General features: G+C 52.8%; 13 protein-coding genes and 1 tRNA gene. 10 read left to right on the plus strand and 4 right to left on the minus strand.

What is annotated here, in order from left to right; all coding sequences use genetic code 11:
• Nucleotides 1–20: 20 nt before the first annotated feature.
• On the minus strand, nt 21–1,529 hold the full coding sequence (pepA, locus tag ACQ66Q_RS13000) for a leucyl aminopeptidase (RefSeq protein WP_430457200.1): 1,509 nt from the start codon (nt 1,527–1,529) through the stop codon (nt 21–23).
• Nucleotides 1,530–1,722: 193 nt separating this feature from the next.
• Between pepA and lptF the strand changes: the two genes are divergently transcribed.
• Both lptF and lptG read left to right on the plus strand, forming a co-directional pair.
• Nucleotides 1,723–2,838, plus strand: a complete 1,116-nt coding sequence (gene lptF / locus ACQ66Q_RS13005) for an LPS export ABC transporter permease LptF (protein ID WP_430457201.1) — start codon at nt 1,723–1,725, stop codon at nt 2,836–2,838.
• Nucleotides 2,831–3,898: an LPS export ABC transporter permease LptG gene (gene lptG / locus ACQ66Q_RS13010; protein WP_377244196.1), complete on the plus strand. Its 1,068-nt coding sequence runs from the start codon at nt 2,831–2,833 to the stop codon at nt 3,896–3,898. The genes lptF and lptG overlap by 8 nt, the downstream gene beginning before the upstream one ends.
• Nucleotides 3,899–3,907: 9 nt before the next feature.
• Here the strand turns inward: lptG and ACQ66Q_RS13015 are convergent, their stop codons facing one another.
• On the minus strand, nt 3,908–4,405 hold the full coding sequence (locus ACQ66Q_RS13015; RefSeq protein WP_430457202.1) for an RDD family protein: 498 nt from the start codon (nt 4,403–4,405) through the stop codon (nt 3,908–3,910).
• A 178-nt stretch (nt 4,406–4,583) separates the two neighbouring features.
• On the opposite strand from ACQ66Q_RS13015, the gene ACQ66Q_RS13020 reads away from it, so the two are divergent.
• Nucleotides 4,584–5,087 (plus strand): hypothetical protein, encoded by a 504-nt coding sequence (locus tag ACQ66Q_RS13020; protein ID WP_430457203.1) that lies wholly within the window; start codon nt 4,584–4,586, stop codon nt 5,085–5,087.
• A 157-nt stretch (nt 5,088–5,244) separates the two neighbouring features.
• A tRNA-Leu gene (locus ACQ66Q_RS13025) sits at nt 5,245–5,329 on the plus strand.
• A gap of 156 nt (nt 5,330–5,485) precedes the next feature.
• On the opposite strand, the gene ACQ66Q_RS13030 is transcribed toward ACQ66Q_RS13025, so the two are convergent.
• The gene (locus ACQ66Q_RS13030) at nt 5,486–6,355 is read right to left on the minus strand and encodes a cupin domain-containing protein (RefSeq protein ID WP_430457204.1); all 870 of its coding nucleotides are present in this window, start codon (nt 6,353–6,355) and stop codon (nt 5,486–5,488) included.
• 109 nt (nt 6,356–6,464) lie between these two features.
• Nucleotides 6,465–7,385: a LysR family transcriptional regulator gene (locus ACQ66Q_RS13035; RefSeq protein ID WP_430457205.1), complete on the minus strand. Its 921-nt coding sequence runs from the start codon at nt 7,383–7,385 to the stop codon at nt 6,465–6,467.
• Nucleotides 7,386–7,558: 173 nt separating this feature from the next.
• On the opposite strand from ACQ66Q_RS13035, the gene hutH reads away from it, so the two are divergent.
• The 6 genes from hutH (at nt 7,559) to ACQ66Q_RS13065 (ending at nt 16,975) form a co-directional block, all read left to right on the plus strand.
• The gene (gene hutH / locus ACQ66Q_RS13040) at nt 7,559–9,079 is read left to right on the plus strand and encodes a histidine ammonia-lyase (RefSeq protein ID WP_430457206.1); all 1,521 of its coding nucleotides are present in this window, start codon (nt 7,559–7,561) and stop codon (nt 9,077–9,079) included.
• Nucleotides 9,080–9,104: 25 nt separating this feature from the next.
• Nucleotides 9,105–11,105 carry a urocanate hydratase gene (locus tag ACQ66Q_RS13045; RefSeq protein WP_430457207.1) on the plus strand — a complete coding sequence of 667 codons (2,001 nt, stop codon included), beginning with the start codon at nt 9,105–9,107 and terminating at the stop codon, nt 11,103–11,105.
• 214 nt (nt 11,106–11,319) lie between these two features.
• Nucleotides 11,320–12,405: a ferrochelatase gene (gene hemH, locus ACQ66Q_RS13050; RefSeq protein WP_430457208.1), complete on the plus strand. Its 1,086-nt coding sequence runs from the start codon at nt 11,320–11,322 to the stop codon at nt 12,403–12,405.
• A 340-nt stretch (nt 12,406–12,745) separates the two neighbouring features.
• Nucleotides 12,746–13,120, plus strand: coding sequence for a response regulator (locus tag ACQ66Q_RS13055; protein ID WP_377244164.1), 375 nt, complete (start codon nt 12,746–12,748; stop codon nt 13,118–13,120).
• Nucleotide 13,121: 1 nt separating this feature from the next.
• Nucleotides 13,122–13,625, plus strand: a complete 504-nt coding sequence (locus ACQ66Q_RS13060; protein ID WP_430457209.1) for a chemotaxis protein CheX — start codon at nt 13,122–13,124, stop codon at nt 13,623–13,625.
• On the plus strand, nt 13,622–16,975 hold the full coding sequence (locus ACQ66Q_RS13065) for a 7TM diverse intracellular signaling domain-containing protein (protein WP_430457210.1): 3,354 nt from the start codon (nt 13,622–13,624) through the stop codon (nt 16,973–16,975). The genes ACQ66Q_RS13060 and ACQ66Q_RS13065 overlap by 4 nt, the downstream gene beginning before the upstream one ends.
• Nucleotides 16,976–17,003 lie beyond the last annotated feature (28 nt).

Here is a 17,003-nt window from a genome sequence, read left to right on the forward strand (position 1 = left end):
TTACCGGGCGGCTGCTTAGGTTAATCCTGTGGATGATGGCCAGCGCGGTTAATTAAAAACTGCGTCAGCATCGCCACCGGACGGCCGGTTGAGCCTTTGTCTTTGCCACCACTGCGCCAGGCTGTGCCGGCGATATCCAGATGCGCCCAGTTGTATTTGCGGGTAAAGCGCGACAGGAAACAAGCGGCGGTGATAGTGCCGGCGGCGCGGCCACCCAGATTGCTGAAATCGGCAAACGGGCTTTCGAGCTGGTCCTGATAATCGTCCCACAGCGGTAAACGCCAGGCGCGGTCGCCACTTTGCTCGGATGCATTGAGAATTTCATGCGCCAGCGGATTATGGTTACTCAGTAAGCCAGACGCGTGTTTACCCAGCGCAATGACACAGGCACCGGTTAATGTCGCGACGTCGATCACCACATCCGGATCAAAGCGTTCGACATAGGTCAGCGCGTCACACAGCACTAAGCGGCCTTCGGCGTCGGTATTGAGCACTTCGACTGTCTGACCTGACATCGTGGTCAGAATGTCACCCGGACGATAGGCATTGCCATCCGGCATGTTTTCCGCCGCGGCTAATACACCGATGATATTCAGCGGCAAGCCCAGCGACGCTGCAGCCTGCATAGTACCAAGCACAGAAGCGGCGCCGCACATGTCGTACTTCATTTCATCCATCGCATCCGAAGGCTTTATGCTGATGCCGCCGGTGTCAAAGGTCAGGCCTTTGCCAACCAGCACCACAGGCGCGCTGTTGTCGGCGGCACCCTGATAGTGGATCACGGCCATCGCAGCCGGATTTTCCGAGCCACGTGCCACCGCGAGGTATGAATTCATACCGAGCGCTGCCATTTCAGCAGCGCCGAGGATTTCAACTTTGACTTTGTCTGACAGCTCAGTCAGCTTCTTCGCCTGATCTGCCAGCCACAGCGGCGTACAGATATTTGGCGGCATATTGCCGACGTCTTTACATTTTTTGATACCAGCAGCCACGGCCAGACCATGTTCGACAGCTTTTTCGCCGATGGTCAGGTCGCGCCGGGTTGGCACGTTAAAGACGATTTTGCGCAGTGGGCGGCGCGTTTCGTCTTTTTTGCTTTTCAGTTTGTCGAATACATAGAGACAGTCTTGCGTCGTTTCGACGGCATGACGCACTTTCCAGTAGGTGTCGCGGCCTTTGACATGGAGTTCTGACAGGAAACACACCGCTTCCATCGAGCCGGTTTCGTTCAGCGTGCTGATGGTTTTGGCGATGATCTGGCGATACTGGCGCTCGTCTAATTCACGTTCTTTGCCACACCCGACCAGCAGTACGCGCTCGCTGAGCACGTTCGGCACATGATGCAGCAATAACATCTGACCCGGTTTGCCTTCGAGATCGCCCCGGCGCAACAGGTTACTGATATAACCTTCGCTGATTTTATCCAGCTGTTCGGCCACGGCGGACAGCCGGCGCGGCTCATAAACACCAACGACAATGCAGGCACTGCGTTGTTTTTCCGGACTTCCGCTTTTAACGCTGAACTCCATGGGGACTCCTGATTCAAAGAGACAAATTGCAGCAGGGGGCCGGACTGGGCGCTATGCTTGGTGAAGAGCTGTTCTGCGCTAATAAAAAGCTCGGAATCCGCTGCAGTTTCGTTGATAATAATTGCTATAAATATCCAGTTTACTTAAAAATTACCAGCGTGCCAGCAAAAAGACAGGTTTTTAGGGGGCTTTTTTGATTGTTTTTCGCTACTTGATTGGTGAAGTCTTTAAATCTCAGCTCGCTGTATTTCTGATCCTGATCACCATCATCTTAAGCCAGCGCTTCGTGAAAATACTGGCGGACGCCTCAGAGGGTGAATTACCGGGTCAGTTAGTGCTGACACTGATTTCTTTGAAATTACCGCAGTTGGCGGTGTTGATCCTGCCTTTAGCCGCTTTTTTAGGCGTTTTGGTTGCCTATAGCCGCATCTATGCCGAGAGCGAAATGACCGTCTTACATGCCACCGGCATCAGCGAATGGTATGTCGCCCGGCTGACCTTGGTTTTGAGCCTGGGGATGGCTTTGGCTGCCGGTGGTCTGATGATGTACTTAAGCCCATGGGCGGCTGAACGTGAATACGAAATTATGGCGAAAGCCGATGCTGATTCCGGACTGTCTACTTTATTACCCGGGCGTTTCCAGCAAACCTCCAACGAAAAAGCCGTGGTGTTTGTGCAGGACATGAATCGCGACGGCACCCAGCTATCCCGCGTATTTCTGGCGCAATCGGCCAGCGAAGATAACTTAACCGGTTCCGTGGTATACGCCGAAACCGGCGCCATCGCCGAAGATAATAACGGTGCGCAGCGGCTGGTGCTCAGCAACGGCCGGCGTTATGCCGGTTCCGTTGATGCGCCGCAATTCGACGTGCTGGAATTTGGCCGCTACGACATTCAGATCCGCGAACAACAGGTCGAGCAACGCCGGCGCAAGCTGAGTTCGTTGCCCACTGACCAGCTACTCGCTATCGACAGTGCTGAAGCCAAAGCCGAATGGCACTGGCGGCTGGCGATCCCGTTGTCCATTCCTATTCTGATGTTGCTGGCTGTGCCGCTCAGCCGGGTCAATCCGCGCCAGGGTAAGTTTGGGAAGTTATTGCCGGCGCTGGCGTTATTCCTTGGTTATTACATTTTGCTGATTGTCTGTCGCAACCTGATTGAAAATGAAAAAATTCCGGCCTGGCTCGGCATGTGGTGGATCCACGCCATGGCATTGTTGCTCGGCGTATTTTTATTGCTGCAAAGCCGCGCTGGTTATCAGCGTTTTGCCGCCCGTTTGCATGGCCGGGGCCGGAGGCAACATGCTTAAAATTATCGACTTGTATATTGGCCGGATCATTTTATCCACCACGTTGCTGAGCCTGACCGTGTTGCTGGTGTTATCCGGCATGTTCCGTTTTATCGACCAGTTACGCCTGACCGATCGCGGTGACTACACGGTGTTGGTGGCAGCGATGTTCAGCCTGTTCACTATCCCAGGTGATCTGGTGACGTTTTTCCCGATGGCGGCGCTTATTGGCGGCTTGATTGGCCTTGGCATGTTGGCCAGTAATAGTGAGCTGGTGGTGATGCAGGCGGCGGGGTTGTCGCGGCTCAATATCATCAGTTCGGTGATGAAAACCGCTTTGCTGATGATGGTGCTGGTGATGGCGGTGGCCGAGTGGGGCGCGCCGACGGCGGAGAAATTCGCCCGTGAACTCAAAGCCAAAGCCATTTCCGGCGGTGACTTACTGGCCGCGCAACAAGGTGTCTGGGCCAAAGACGGCGATGATTTTGTTAACATCCGCCAGGTGTCAGACGACGGTGCGCTCAAAGACATCACGATTTTTGAATTCACGCCCGACTTAGCGCTGCAGGCGATTGTGCACGCCCGCGCCGCCAGTTTTTTTAATGGCGTCTGGCAATTGCAGGATGTCAGCCGGTTGGCGTTTCGCGATGAAAAAATTGAGAAACATCATTGGCCTGAGCAGCGTTGGCGCTCCACGTTAACGCCGGACAAACTCGGCGTAATGTCGATTAAACCGGAATTGCTCAGCTTAAAAGGTCTGGCCGAATATATCGAATACCGTCAGGTCAATCAGCAGGAAAGTAGCCGCTATCAGCTGGCGTACTGGCGTAAAGCCACGCAGCCGCTGACGATTGTCGCGATGTTGTTACTGGCGCTGTCGTTCATTTTCGGCCCGCTGCGTAGCGTGACGATGGCTGCGCGCGTACTGATGGGCATCCTGACCGGTTTTGGTTTTTATATGGCCAATGAAGTATTTGGCCCGGTCGCGCTGGTGTATCAACTGCCGCCATTGTTGGGCGCCATTACGCCGAGCGTATTGTTTATCGGCATCGCCGTCTATCTGATGCAAAAACGCGGGTAGGCCCAAAGCCTACCGCGCATTCCGGTGTAGATTCAGGGCACTGCTTTGTTCTTTTGTCAGCACCACCACGATGGTGCCCGCTAACTGGTCTTGCAGTGCCAGGCCTTTACCCCAACGGATCCACAACCAAAAATTACCAATACCAGCCAAAGACGTCAGTAAGCGGATGAAGGCCTGACGCATCGTCACCGGTTGACCGTCGTTACTGATTAACAACATCCGCCAGGCGCGCATACCCAGCGTCTGGCCGGCCTTGACCCAGAAATACAGATAAAACCACAAGATACACGCCGTACTGTATAGCTGAAACCAGATCGCATGTTTTTGAATATACTCAGCTTCATCCTGATATCCCTGCAATGAGATCACGCCGGCTTTGGCCAGCAATGCCACGGCAGCAAGAGCCAGCGCCATGGCAAACATCCAGATCGCACAAATGACCAGCAGGTCGTACATGATGGCAGACAAACGGCGCAGCAGGCTGGCGCGGGGGGCTTCAGTGTACATACAAACTCCAGTTCAGAACTGGCGGCAGTCTAACATGACGGTTGGGAGGCGTCAGCTGGCGGCTTTGTTACGACCGCAGGACTGCAGCAGGAATGCTTGCCCGTTGCGGATATTTCAGGCAGATTGACAACGTTGTCAAACTTCTCCCAAATCACTTCTCAACTCGCAAGGAACGCCAATGTCACGCAGCAAGATTAGCCGTACAGCACTGATGCGTCGGGCAGGAGCAGCAGCCCTGACCGCACTGTTACTGAGTAGTGCGACAGCAAGTGCCGTTGCACAGCAAGACGGCGCCAATACCACTGTGGATAAGCCCTGCAGCAACGCGATGTTGCAAGGGACCTGGGAGCTGCACTATGCAATTTACCGGGACGGAACTGGCAAAGTCGTCGGCGAAATCAAAGACCAGCAGACCAAAAGCCGTAAGCTAATCGCCGGCAGTCATTTCAGCTTTATCACCTGGGCGCCCGACGGCACATTTAACGTCGCCGCTTCCGGCAGCTTCAAGGCCGATGCCAGTGGTTACCACGAACAGGTCGACGCCACTTCATTGCCAAGGCTGCAGGGCAAAACCTACCATTTCCAGTGTGTAGTCAGCGGCGACAAATGGCGACACCAGGGCCTGGAAGACGGCATTCAGATTGAAGAGCATTGGTTACGCGTCAATGGTGGAGCACTATGACTTAACAAAGACGCAGCGGATTTTGAATCCGCTGCGTCTACTGTATGAAAGATTGCTGCAAAATTGCGCAATTGATTGTCAGGATTGAGATTTTGCTTGCAGGGGCGGGAAGGCTTTGTATAATGCGGGTGTTTACTGCTCCAAATTCCTCTCAAATGCCTGGGTGGCGAAATCGGTAGACGCAGCGGATTCAAAATCCGCCGGGGAAACCCGTGTCGGTTCGAGTCCGACCCTAGGCACCATATGACTCTCTTGAGTTACACAAAAATCCAATAAACTCCATTAAGTTTTAATTTTCAGACAGCTAGCGATTATTCTATTTGCGGTTTTTGTCAAACAATCATCAGGCACACCAAAAAAAGCAGTAGCCGTGATGGAGCGGCTACTTGAACAGGAATTTATTGTTTCGCTGGCGGTAACTTGTGCATCTTTTTGTCTCCCGCCGGTATCGCCAATTGCTCAATGATTTGTCTTGAGTTGGGAAACATCGTACTTAGTTCCTTAACCGTTGCGGCTTCGAAGCATTCTACGTGAAAGCCTGGGGCCATGGTGCAGCCGTACAGCGCATACTCGCCTTCCTGAACCACCCGTCCAGCTTGCCATACGCCTGCGGGAACTAAAAACTGTGAATGTTCACCACGCTCGGTTGCGTGACCCAATGTGACTTTTTGTTCTGTCCCATCCGGATGCAGCAGATACAACTCTAACGCACTGCCTTTGTAAAAATGCCAAACTTCATCGTAGGTCAACTTATGGAACCGTGAGGCGCTCTCTGGCTGGGCACAGAACAGGCCGACCATGGCTGTTCCTATCGGTGTCCCTTGTTCTGTGTGTTGGATGGATTGCCAGGTCTGACGATAAAGCGTTCCTTCAACAGGTAATCTGTTGAAGCGATGGCTGATCATCAATTGGATGACTTCTGCACTGATTGGCATCGTTTTGTAGGCTGAGAATTCAACGAAATCAATGATGGCGTCGGTATTGAGCGGTTTGTAGTAATGCGGGAACAACTCGTCAGCATCAAATGAAGGGAGTGATTCGTTGCTTTGTTCATAAACTATCTGGTGATGCAGTAACCCGGGTGCTATCACTGCAACAAACAAATCGGCGCTATCTGGATAAAACAACTCAACGACACGATGAACCTGATCATGGGTGCAAAGGTGAATAAACCCCTCAGATTGGTAACTTTCTGGCGTATAGGACCGGTCTGCATTGAGGATGGCAATGTCTTTTTTAGAGACTAAATGGAGTAAGTAGTCCGTCATAACGATACTTTTTGCTGTGATTTGAATCCAAGCATATCACGCCTTATCAGGCGGCAACATGCTGCGCTCCGTTATCTACAAGGCTTTAAACCGACCGAATCTCGTGAACTTACTTGGCTGCACATCCCGGTAGGGCGCCCAAATGACATCCCTTGATCACCTCAATAGTCGCCTGTGCCAGTGGTGATGCGCTGTTGCTTTTTGACGTGATCAGCATCACCGGGATTTGGTAAAAGTAGCGCTCTGGCAGAATGGCGCGGAACAGGCCTTTGTCGACCCAATGGCTGGCGTAGTGCTCGGGTAAATAACCGATAAACTGGCCGGATAAAATCAGATGGGCGATGCCTTCGTCGTGGTAGGCGCTGGCGCTGTTCTGGTAGTTCAGGCCGTCGTTACGGCTTTCTTTGTCACGCAGGTAGTTGCTGGTGACCACTTCGGCCTGCGCTAGTAACTTGCTGATTTCTTTCGTGTCGCAGTCAAATAGTGGATGGCCTTTGCCGCAATACAGGAAGTTGGTTTCATTGTGTAGCGGCACATAATCGAGGCCGCGAATGTGATGGCGGCTGACGCCGATGCCGACCAGCGAGCGGCCGTTTGCCACTGACGTTTCCACTTCACGCGCTTCACAAACATAAATATCAAACTGCAGATTATCGCTTTTGGCTTTGAGCAGGGCGATCGCCTGCGCCACACCACAGCGCGGGTCGCTGACCAAGGTATCAATAATGGCGATGGTGACGCGGCCAGCCAGCTGATGTTTGGAGCCGGCGACAGTGCTGGCAAAAGTCTCGCATTGCTGTAGCAGTTCCAGCGACGCCTGATAGGTAATACGGCCGGCGTCGGTCAGTTCAAATCCGCTGCGGCCGCGTTTACACAGCTTTAAGCCCAGGCGGATCTCTAAGTCGGACAAATGCGTACTGATAGTCGAGCGGCCGATATTTAACCGCGACTCTGCCGCCGATAAACCGCCCGATTCAACGATAGTGACAAAAATGCGCAGCAAGCGTAAATCGACGTCCTGTACCTGCATCAGACAGTGGCCTTTTTCGTTTGGCTTTAGTTCGATAAAACCGGAATGAGTTACGATTATTATGTATTTATAAAACATCAGTGGCAAGCTAGCATGTGTTCATCAATCCTATGGCAGGCCTTTAGATTAAGTAGCGCCTGACACAGCAGACAGACATGAATAAGGAGTCACAGATGGCGTTTAAATACGGGATAGACCGGTTGGATTTAGCGACGGTTAATGGCATTGCCGATGGCACTATTAAAGCGGAGCTGTGTGCTGAAGCGATCGCCCGCGTCCGGCAAAGCCGCAGCAATGTCGAAGTGATGGCGGCCTCCGATAAAGCTATCTATGGCATCAATACCGGGTTTGGCCCGCTGTGCGACACGCAAATCTCTCCGGCAGAAACGGCGCTGCTGCAAAAAAACCTGCTGATCACCCATGCAGTGGGCGTCGGCGAACCGATTGCCAAGCCAATTTCAAAATTAATGCTGATCACCAAAGTGCATGCACTGTGTCAGGGCTTCTCTGGCATCCGGCTCGAAGTGATCGAACGCATGCTGAAATTTGTTGAACTGGATTTGATCCCGGTGGTGCCGGAGCAAGGCTCGGTCGGCGCATCTGGTGACTTAGCGCCGTTGTCGCATCTGTTCCTGCCGCTGATTGGTGAAGGCGAATTCTGGCCCGCTGGTTCTGCATCAAACAAAGAGGCGATACCGGCCATTGAAGCGCTGCGTCAGCATGGTTTAGCACCGCTGGAACTGCAGGCGAAAGAAGGACTGGCGCTGATTAACGGTACCCAGTTTATTCTGTCGCACGGTATTACCGCGCTGACCAAAATGCAGTATTTGCTCGACCTGGCCGACGTGGCCGGTGCGATGAGCATCGAAGGCATGCAGGGCAGTGGCTCACCGTTTCGGCCCGAATTGCACGAAATTCGCCCTTTTGCCGGCAATATCGAAGTAGCTGCGCGGATGCGGCGTTTATTCAAAGATTCGCAGAATATGGGCTCCCATACCGGCTGCGCCCGCGTGCAAGACCCGTATTCGCTGCGTTGTATCCCGCAGGTGCATGGCGCGTCGCGCAACGCGTTTAACCACTTAAAAGACCTGGTGGAGATTGAGATGAACTCAGTCACCGATAACCCGATCATCATCAGCGCGGAAGAAGCGCTGTCTGGTGGTGGTTTCCACGGTCAGCCGCTGGCGATGGTGCTGGATTACACCTCAATTGCGGCGGCTGAGCTTGGCAATATCTCCGACCGCCGCTGTTATTTGCTGCTGGAAGGCCTGCATGGTTTGCCGCGTTTGCTGACTAAAGCCGGTGGCCTTAATTCCGGCATGATGATCCCGCAATACACCACTGCGGCGCTGGTCACCGAAAACAAATCTCTGTGTTTCCCGCCGTCGGCCGACAGCGTGCCGACCTCGATGGGGCAGGAAGATCACGTGTCGATGGGCAGTATCTCGGGTCGCAAGCTGAATCAAATCCTCGGCAATCTGGAGAAGATCCTGGCCATTGAACTGATGTATGCCGCCCAAGCCATTGATTTCCGCCGGCCCAACACTTGCTCAGATTTAATCGAAGAAAATCATGCGATTATCCGCGCCAAAGTCGCCAAGCTGGAAGAAGACCGGCTGTTAAAACCGGATATCGACGCGATGATCAAGCTGGTGAAAACCCAGGCCTTAACCGTCAACTTTGCGCTGAATTAAGCTGATTTTCTTAAAGGACAGCAGAATGAATTTTCAGGATCAGATTAAACAAGGTATTCCGGCAACGCTGCCGGCAGTGAAGCCGTACCCGGCGGATGCCAACCGGGCGCCGAAGCGCAAAGACATCTTAACCAAAGCGGAAAAACAGCTGGCGGTGCGTAATGCGCTGCGTTATTTCCCAAAAGCCTGGCATGCCGAGCTGGCGCTGGAATTTGCCCGCGAACTCAATGACTTTGGCCGGATTTATATGTACCGCTTTAAGCCGGACTATGCCATCAAAGCGCGGCCGATCAGCGATTACCCGTCGAACTGCCAACAAGCCGCCGCCATTATGCTGATGATCGACAACAACTTAGACCCTGCGGTGGCGCAGCATCCGGAAGAGCTGATCACCTACGGCGGCAATGGCGCGGTGTTTCAGAACTGGGCGCAATATCGCTTAACGATGAAATACTTAAGTGAAATGGCTGAAGATCAGACGCTGCATATGTACTCAGGCCACCCGATGGGGTTGTTCCCGTCGTCGGTCGAAGCGCCGCGTGTGGTGGTGACCAACGGCATGATGATCCCAAATTATTCCAAACCGGATGACTGGGAACGTTTTAATGCATTAGGCGTCACGCAATATGGTCAGATGACGGCCGGCTCTTTTATGTACATTGGCCCACAGGGCATAGTGCACGGCACCACCATCACCGTGATGAATGCGTTTCGTAAAGTGCTGCAAAAAGGCGACACGCCACACGGCAAAATTTTCTTAACCGCCGGTTTAGGTGGCATGAGCGGCGCGCAGCCCAAAGCCGGCAATATCGCTAATTGCATCACGGTGTGCGCTGAAGTGAATCCAAAAGCCGCAATCAAACGCCATCAGCAAGGCTGGGTCGATGAACTGATCGACAATATTGATGCCTTGATTGCGCGGGTGAAAGTCGCGCAGGCGAATGCTGAAGTGGTGTCGATTGCCTATATCGGTAATGTGGTCGATGTGTGGGAAGCCCTTGATGCAGAAGATATTTTCGTGCATTTAGGTTCAGACCAGACGTCCTTGCATAACCCGTGGTCGGGCGGTTATTACCCGGTTGGCATTGCTTATGATGAAGCCAATCGTTTAATCCGCGAAGAGCCGGAATTATTCCGCGCCAAGGTGCAGGACACGCTGAAACGCCACGCTGCCATCGTGAATAAACACACCGCCAAAGGCACTTATTTCTTTGACTACGGCAATGCGTTTTTGCTGGAAGCGTCGCGCGCTGGTGGCGACGTGATGGCGCAAAACGGCATCGATTTTAAATATCCGTCTTATGTGCAGGATATCTTGGGCCCGATGTGTTTTGACTATGGTTTTGGCCCGTTTCGCTGGGTCTGTGCTTCGGGCAAAGCGGAAGATTTGGATAAAACCGATGCGATTGCGGCAGAGGTGCTACAGCGCCTGATGCTCGAGGCGCCGGAAGAAATTCAGCAACAGATGCAGGACAACATCAGCTGGATTTTGGACGCCAAGCAAAACAAGCTGGTGGTTGGCTCGCAAGCACGGATTTTATATGCCGACGCAGAAGGCCGCGCCGAAATCGCCGCCGCCTTTAACGCTGCCATTGCGCGTGGTGAGATTGGCCCTGTGGTCCTGGGCCGTGATCATCACGACGTCAGCGGCACCGACTCGCCATTCCGTGAAACCTCCAACATTTATGATGGCAGCCGTTTTACCGCCGACATGGCCATCCACAACGTGATTGGCGACAGCTTCCGTGGCGCGACCTGGGTGTCAATCCACAACGGTGGTGGCGTCGGTTGGGGCGAAGTGATGAACGGCGGTTTTGGTATGTTGCTGGACGGCTCGGCCGAAGCCGACCGCCGGCTCAAATCGATGTTGTTCTTTGACGTTAACAACGGCATCGCGCGGCGCAGCTGGGCACGTAACAGCGAAGCCGATTTTGCCATCAAACGCGAAATGGCGCGCACACCGAAGCTGCAAGTGACACTCGCCAACCGCGTCGACGACGCGTTGCTGGAGCAGTTGCCGTTCTGATCAGCGGCAGTTGGCAGCCCGTGGCGATGAGTTTCATCCGCACGGGCTGCAGCTACTTGCCAACAAAGCTTGTACCTTGCCATTCCGCTTGCTGCATGCCCATTGCAACGGGCGCAGAAAACGAGAAAAATCAGCGAAGTCTTTGTGTGTCTGAACCATTCGTGCGAAATTAGCGTACAGCCACGTCTATTATCCGGAAGAGCAAGCATCGGTTATGCGTTACATCAACACTCCTCAGTACGACCACCAGCAAACAGATAAAATCGGCATTTTGTTAACCAATCTGGGTACGCCGGACGCGCCGACGCCCAAGGCCTTACACCGTTATCTGAAACAGTTTCTGTCTGATCCGCGTGTGGTCGAAGTGCCGCGTTTGTTGTGGTGGTTGATTTTAAACGGGGTGATTTTACGTATCCGGCCACGTCGCTCGGCCAAAGCCTATGCCACAGTGTTTACTGACCAGGGCTCGCCTCTGCTGTTTAATACGCAGGCGCAAACCGATGCTATCGCCAAAGAGTTGCAGCAGCGTGGCATGCAGAATGTCGTGGTGGATTTTGCCATGCGCTACGGCAACCCGAGTTTTGAGTCGGTGCTGGAAAAGATGTTTGCTCAAGGCGTGCGTAAGTTGTTAGTGCTGCCGCTGTACCCGCAGTATTCCGGCTCCACCTCAGCCTCTACGTTTGATGAACTGGCCGCTCATTTTACCCGCCGGCGCTGGTTACCCGATTTACGTTTTATTTCGCATTACCCGGATTATCCGCCATTTATTCAGGCCGCTGCGGAAAAAATCCGCCAACACTGGCAGCAACATGGTCAGGCCGACAAATTGATTTTGTCCTATCACGGCGTACCCAAACGCTATCTGATGAATGGCGATCCTTACCACTGCGAATGCTATAAAACATCTCGGCTGATCGCGGAAGCATTGGGCCTGAGCAAAGATCAGTATCTGACCACTTTCCAGTCGCGTTTTGGCCGCGAAGAATGGTTAAAACCTTATACCGACGAGACATTAAAAGAGCTGCCGGCGCAAGGCGTGAAGAGTGTGCAGGTCTTTTGCCCGGGTTTTGCCGCTGATTGTTTGGAGACCATCGAAGAGATCGGCGAAGAAAACAAAGAGTATTTCTTGCATGCCGGCGGCGAGCGTTATGAATACATTACCGCGTTGAACGCGGAGCCGCGGCATATCGAGGCGCTTTGCCAGTTGATTGACGACAATCTGCAAGGCTGGCAAGTGAGCCACGATGCTGAGCGGGCGCCACGGGCGCAGTGCCTGCGCGCAGAGAAATATCCGCAGTAGTTTGCATCGTTAATGTCAGCGAAGCTGATGATCAGCGCCATTTACCAAGCTCGTCTGTCGCCATCATACGCCTGACGAGCCGTTTTCCTCTTGAGCAGACACCTGCGCACGCACTGCCAAGTGTCTGACTTTATTCAATTGATCTGCCTTTGAGCCTGCAAGCTACCCGCCTCAGCTTGCGAAAGCTGTGACCCGAATGCTTTGCTTCAGTCTTGTCCGCTCCCTGATCTGTCGCGCGACACCAACGAAAAAACTTCAGTTCAGCCTTGTAGATTTAAAGAATCCCACTAGTCTTAAAGGACAAATGAGACAAATTTGCCTGATAGCCTGTGAGGTGCCTATGCCCGCGAAACGTGTGATGTGTGTTGATGATTCGCCGATCATGCTGGCAAAACTCCAGCACGTGATTGAGTCTCTCGGTTATGACGTTTGTGCCACTGTGCTTTCCGGCAATGATGCGATCCGAAGATACGATGAGGTCAAGCCAGATGTGATGACGATGGATATCACTATGGTCGGTATGGACGGCATTGAAACCACCCGACAAATTTTAAATCAGCATCCTGAAGCCAGAATTATCGTGGTGACTTCGCACGGCCAGGAGCAAATGGTGGTGAAGGCACTGAAAGCCGGAGCGAAAGGCTATGTGATGAAGCCCGTGCAGTCTGAAACCCTGAATGAACATTTGGTTCGGGCTTTAACGGCAAGGGGGTGATATGCAGACGTCAGCTGAGTTGTCCTTTGACCCCAACGCGATTTTTCTTCCGCTGTTACGTACAGCACTACAAAGCGCACTGGTTGCAGATCCGCCATTCACGCCATTTGGCCGTGTGGCGAACATTGAGCCAACCCGTGATGTGTGTGCCATGATCAGTCTGACTGGCCCAGTCAGCGTGATGTTGTTATTTGTCTTTGACCACAAGTTGGCGTGGCATTTCATGCAGCGGGAAATCGCCGGGTTGGGGATGGCAGAGACAGACGATGTGATGGAAGCCGTGCTTGGCGAGATGGCCAATGTGGTCGGTGGCAATGCGACTGCGGCGCTGGCGATCGCCGATAAAGAAATTCATCTGTCTCTGCCACTGATTATGCGTGCGGTGAAGTTAAAGCCAGGTATTTCCGACGTGCTGATCCAAAGAGCCAGCCTGCAGGTCGAAGCAGGGGTGTTTGATTTTTACTGTATCTCACCTGCTGTGCTCGGCAGTCTGGTTGCCTCATGAAAGCCCTGATGCCGGCCTATGCCTTAGTGTGGGGGCTATGCTGGCTACTGTTGTCGTTTACCCCGTTGCCGCTGCACGCCGGGCCTGCGACAGATTTTCGCGTTCTGGTGTTTGAAGACCCAAGCAAAAAAATGGCGCCGGACGATGTGGTGCAGGCCTTTCAAGCGGGGCAATTTCAACGCTTGCCCGGCCAGCATTTCAGTGCCGGCTATAGCCAGTCGGTGTTTTGGTTGTGGTGGCAGCCAAAGACTGCGCCACCGGCCGGCGCTGGCCAGTTTTATCTGAATCTGGATTATCCGTTGCTGCAAAGCGCACTGTTTTACGGCGTCACATTTGCTGATGTCACCGCCGCGTCCCGGGTCCAATTGCTCGGGCAAACCGGTAGTAAACTGCCAGCATCCAGCCGCTCGGTACAAAGTACCAGTCACTACTTCGCGTTGCCGCCTGACAGCGCAAAACTCAGTGGGTACCTTATCAGGATAGAAAGTCAAACCAGCCTGTCCGTCCCAATCAGTCTGGTCAGTGAAAGCGAATTTATCGCCGAACAGCGTAATAGCCATCTCTGGTATGGTTTCATTATCGGTACGTTGACGTTACTGATTTTTTATAATTTGTTTGTCGCCTGCTCGATACGAGAAGCGGCAAATGCCATCTATTTGCTATTTCTGACGGCGCTATTGTTTGTTTTTGTCTCCGTCAGCGGCATCGCCAGCACTTATATCAGTGCAAAACTCGGCGGCGAGCTGTTGTGGCTATTACCCTGTACTTTGCATCTGGTGAGTATCAGCAGCTACCTGTTCGCCAAACAGTATTTTCAGCACTCGTTATTGCCGGCTGCTTTTCAGCGGATTTTGCAGATCGGCAGCTGGTTGTCGGCGGCGCTGTTGCTGACGGTATGGCTGGATTATCAGCTGGCCATGATGCTGGCCATGCTGAATGCACTATTGATGGTATTGCTGCTGTTTGTGCTGGCTGGTGTGGCCTTTGCGCACAAAGTTACCGGCGCTCCATTGTTTTTCCTTGGCAAAGTATTTTTACTAGCCGGTGGTTTTATTCAGTTTGCCAAAACTGTGGCGTTAATCCCGGCAACCGGCTTAACAGAATATATTTTGTTTTTAGGCGTCATCTTAGAAGCGATCGTATTGTCTGGCGGCCTGGCACTCAGAACCAGAACGCTGGAGCAGGAACAAGCGCAGACCCGGGCCGAGCTGTTAAACATCCAGCAGACCTCATTGCAGGAACTGACCAATCTCAATCAGGTTTTAGCAAAAGAGGTGCACGAAAAAACTCAAAGCGAGGCCATTCAAAAGGCGTTATTCAGTATTAACGAGCTCGCCGCCGGCAATGACGACATGCATACCTTTTTGTTTCATGTGCATCAAATTGTCGGCAACTTGATGTTTGCCCGCAATTTTTACGTCGCGCTGTATCATCCTTCGCAACAGAGTGTGCAGTTCGCCTATTTTGCTGACGAGATGGATAAAGATCTGCCACATCCTGACGAACAGATCCCGGCGCAGCGGTTGGCCGGCAGTTGGACCATGTGGGTGATAGAGCACGGCGAAAGTTTGTTTGGCGACTGTCAGCAGATCGAACAAAAAACCGGGCTTGCGGCTACTTTTGGCAGTATTGCCAAATGCTGGCTGGGTATCCCACTGCGCGACGAGCAAGGCGTGATGGGAGTACTGGTCGTGCAGATTTACCACGACCAGCCAGGTTATACCCTGCAAGAACGTAAGCTGCTGGACTTTGTCTCGCAACATATTTCCAGCGCGGTGCAAAGAAAGCAGTATCGCAGTCTGCTGGAGTTGCAGGTGCAGGAGCGCACTCAGGCGCTAAGTGACAGTTTGGCCTCGCTCAAACAGATGCATCAACAACTGAGCCTGATCCATCAGGAAAATCAAACCCATTTGCATCAGGTGCAGACGCTGCTGGATAACACGGGGCAGGGTTTCTTAACGTGCAACCAGCGGCTGGAGATCCAGCCCAGTTTTAGCAAAGAATGTCTGAATATTTTTCAAAGCACCACGCTGACAGGTTCAGTGGTTGATCTGCTTGCCAAAGATCAGCCGTCTTTGCATGCGTTATTGACCGAGGTACTGACTGAAGTCTTGCAACCGGACCAATCACCGGCCATGGTGACCACCTTTTTAAGTTTGTTACCGGCACAATTATCCTTGCACGACAGGTTGTATCAGCTCGAATACAAACGGCTGACCGCCGATAGTCTGATGGTGATCCTCAGTGATATCACCGAAAAAACCAGATTAGCCGCGGCCTTGCAGCAACAACAAGAACAAGCCGCTTTTATCGTGTATGCGTTAAATCATCCGGATGAGGTTCGGCAGGTGCTGCTGAGTTTCCAGCATTTTTTGCAAACAGCGGGCAGTCGTTCACAGTCACTGATGACGCCTGATGACCTGACCGGGTTATATCGCCATATTCATACCTTTAAAAGCTTGCTGGCGCAGATCCGCTGCCCTGCATTGCCGGCGGCGTTACATCAGATTGAAGATGGATTACAGAACCTATTGGAAAGTACATCTCAGCAATATTCTGGACAGGAGTCAGTGCCGTTCGAATTGCTCGACAGTCAGTTACAGGCAGCTTTACAGCTGTTAGAACGCCAACTCCCGGCACACTTATTCGACACAGACCCGCATTTACCGCTGCCGCGCCAATTACACCAGGATGTGGTGCAATTTCTCGAGCATCATCATTCCGGGCTGGCCCAGCAGCTCAAAGCCGTTCAATTTCAGTCTTTTAGTAGTTTGCTGCGGCCTCATTTTGAGATGGCGCAAATACTGGCGCAGTCACAGGGCAAGTTATTGTCGGCGATCAGGTTGACTGGCGAGGACCCCAGAGTCGATACGGAGTTTTACCAGCCGTTGTTCCAGGTGCTGGTGCATTTGTTTCGTAACGCGGTTGATCACGGCATCGAGCCACCGGCACTGCGGATCGCTCAAGGCAAACCCGCGGTTGCTGACCTTCAATGTCAGTTACAGCAAGTCGACCAAGGGTTGCAGCTATCAATTCGCGATAATGGCCGCGGTTTGCAGCTGGAAAAAGTACGGCAAAAAGCTGTTGCGCTGCAACTGGTCGGTCAGACTGAAAGTCAGCAGTTATCACCGGCCGAGCTTGCACAGTTTATCTTTGCCGACGCCTTATCGACCAAAGACGATGTCAGTGCGTTATCCGGGCGTGGTATTGGTCTGTCAGCAGTGAGGCAGCAACTGTTGCAGTTTGGCGCCCGGATTGAAGTCGACTCAGTAGCAGGTGAGGGCTGTACGTTTCGGATTTGGTTACCCATCCGACCCGAGGTTATGCAGTTCGTGGCTACAGAAAATTAGTCAAGCGGCGTTGCCCGCGCGGCTGAAG

Source organism: Rheinheimera sp. (assembly GCF_965283995.1).
GTDB lineage: Bacteria > Pseudomonadota > Gammaproteobacteria > Enterobacterales > Alteromonadaceae > Pararheinheimera.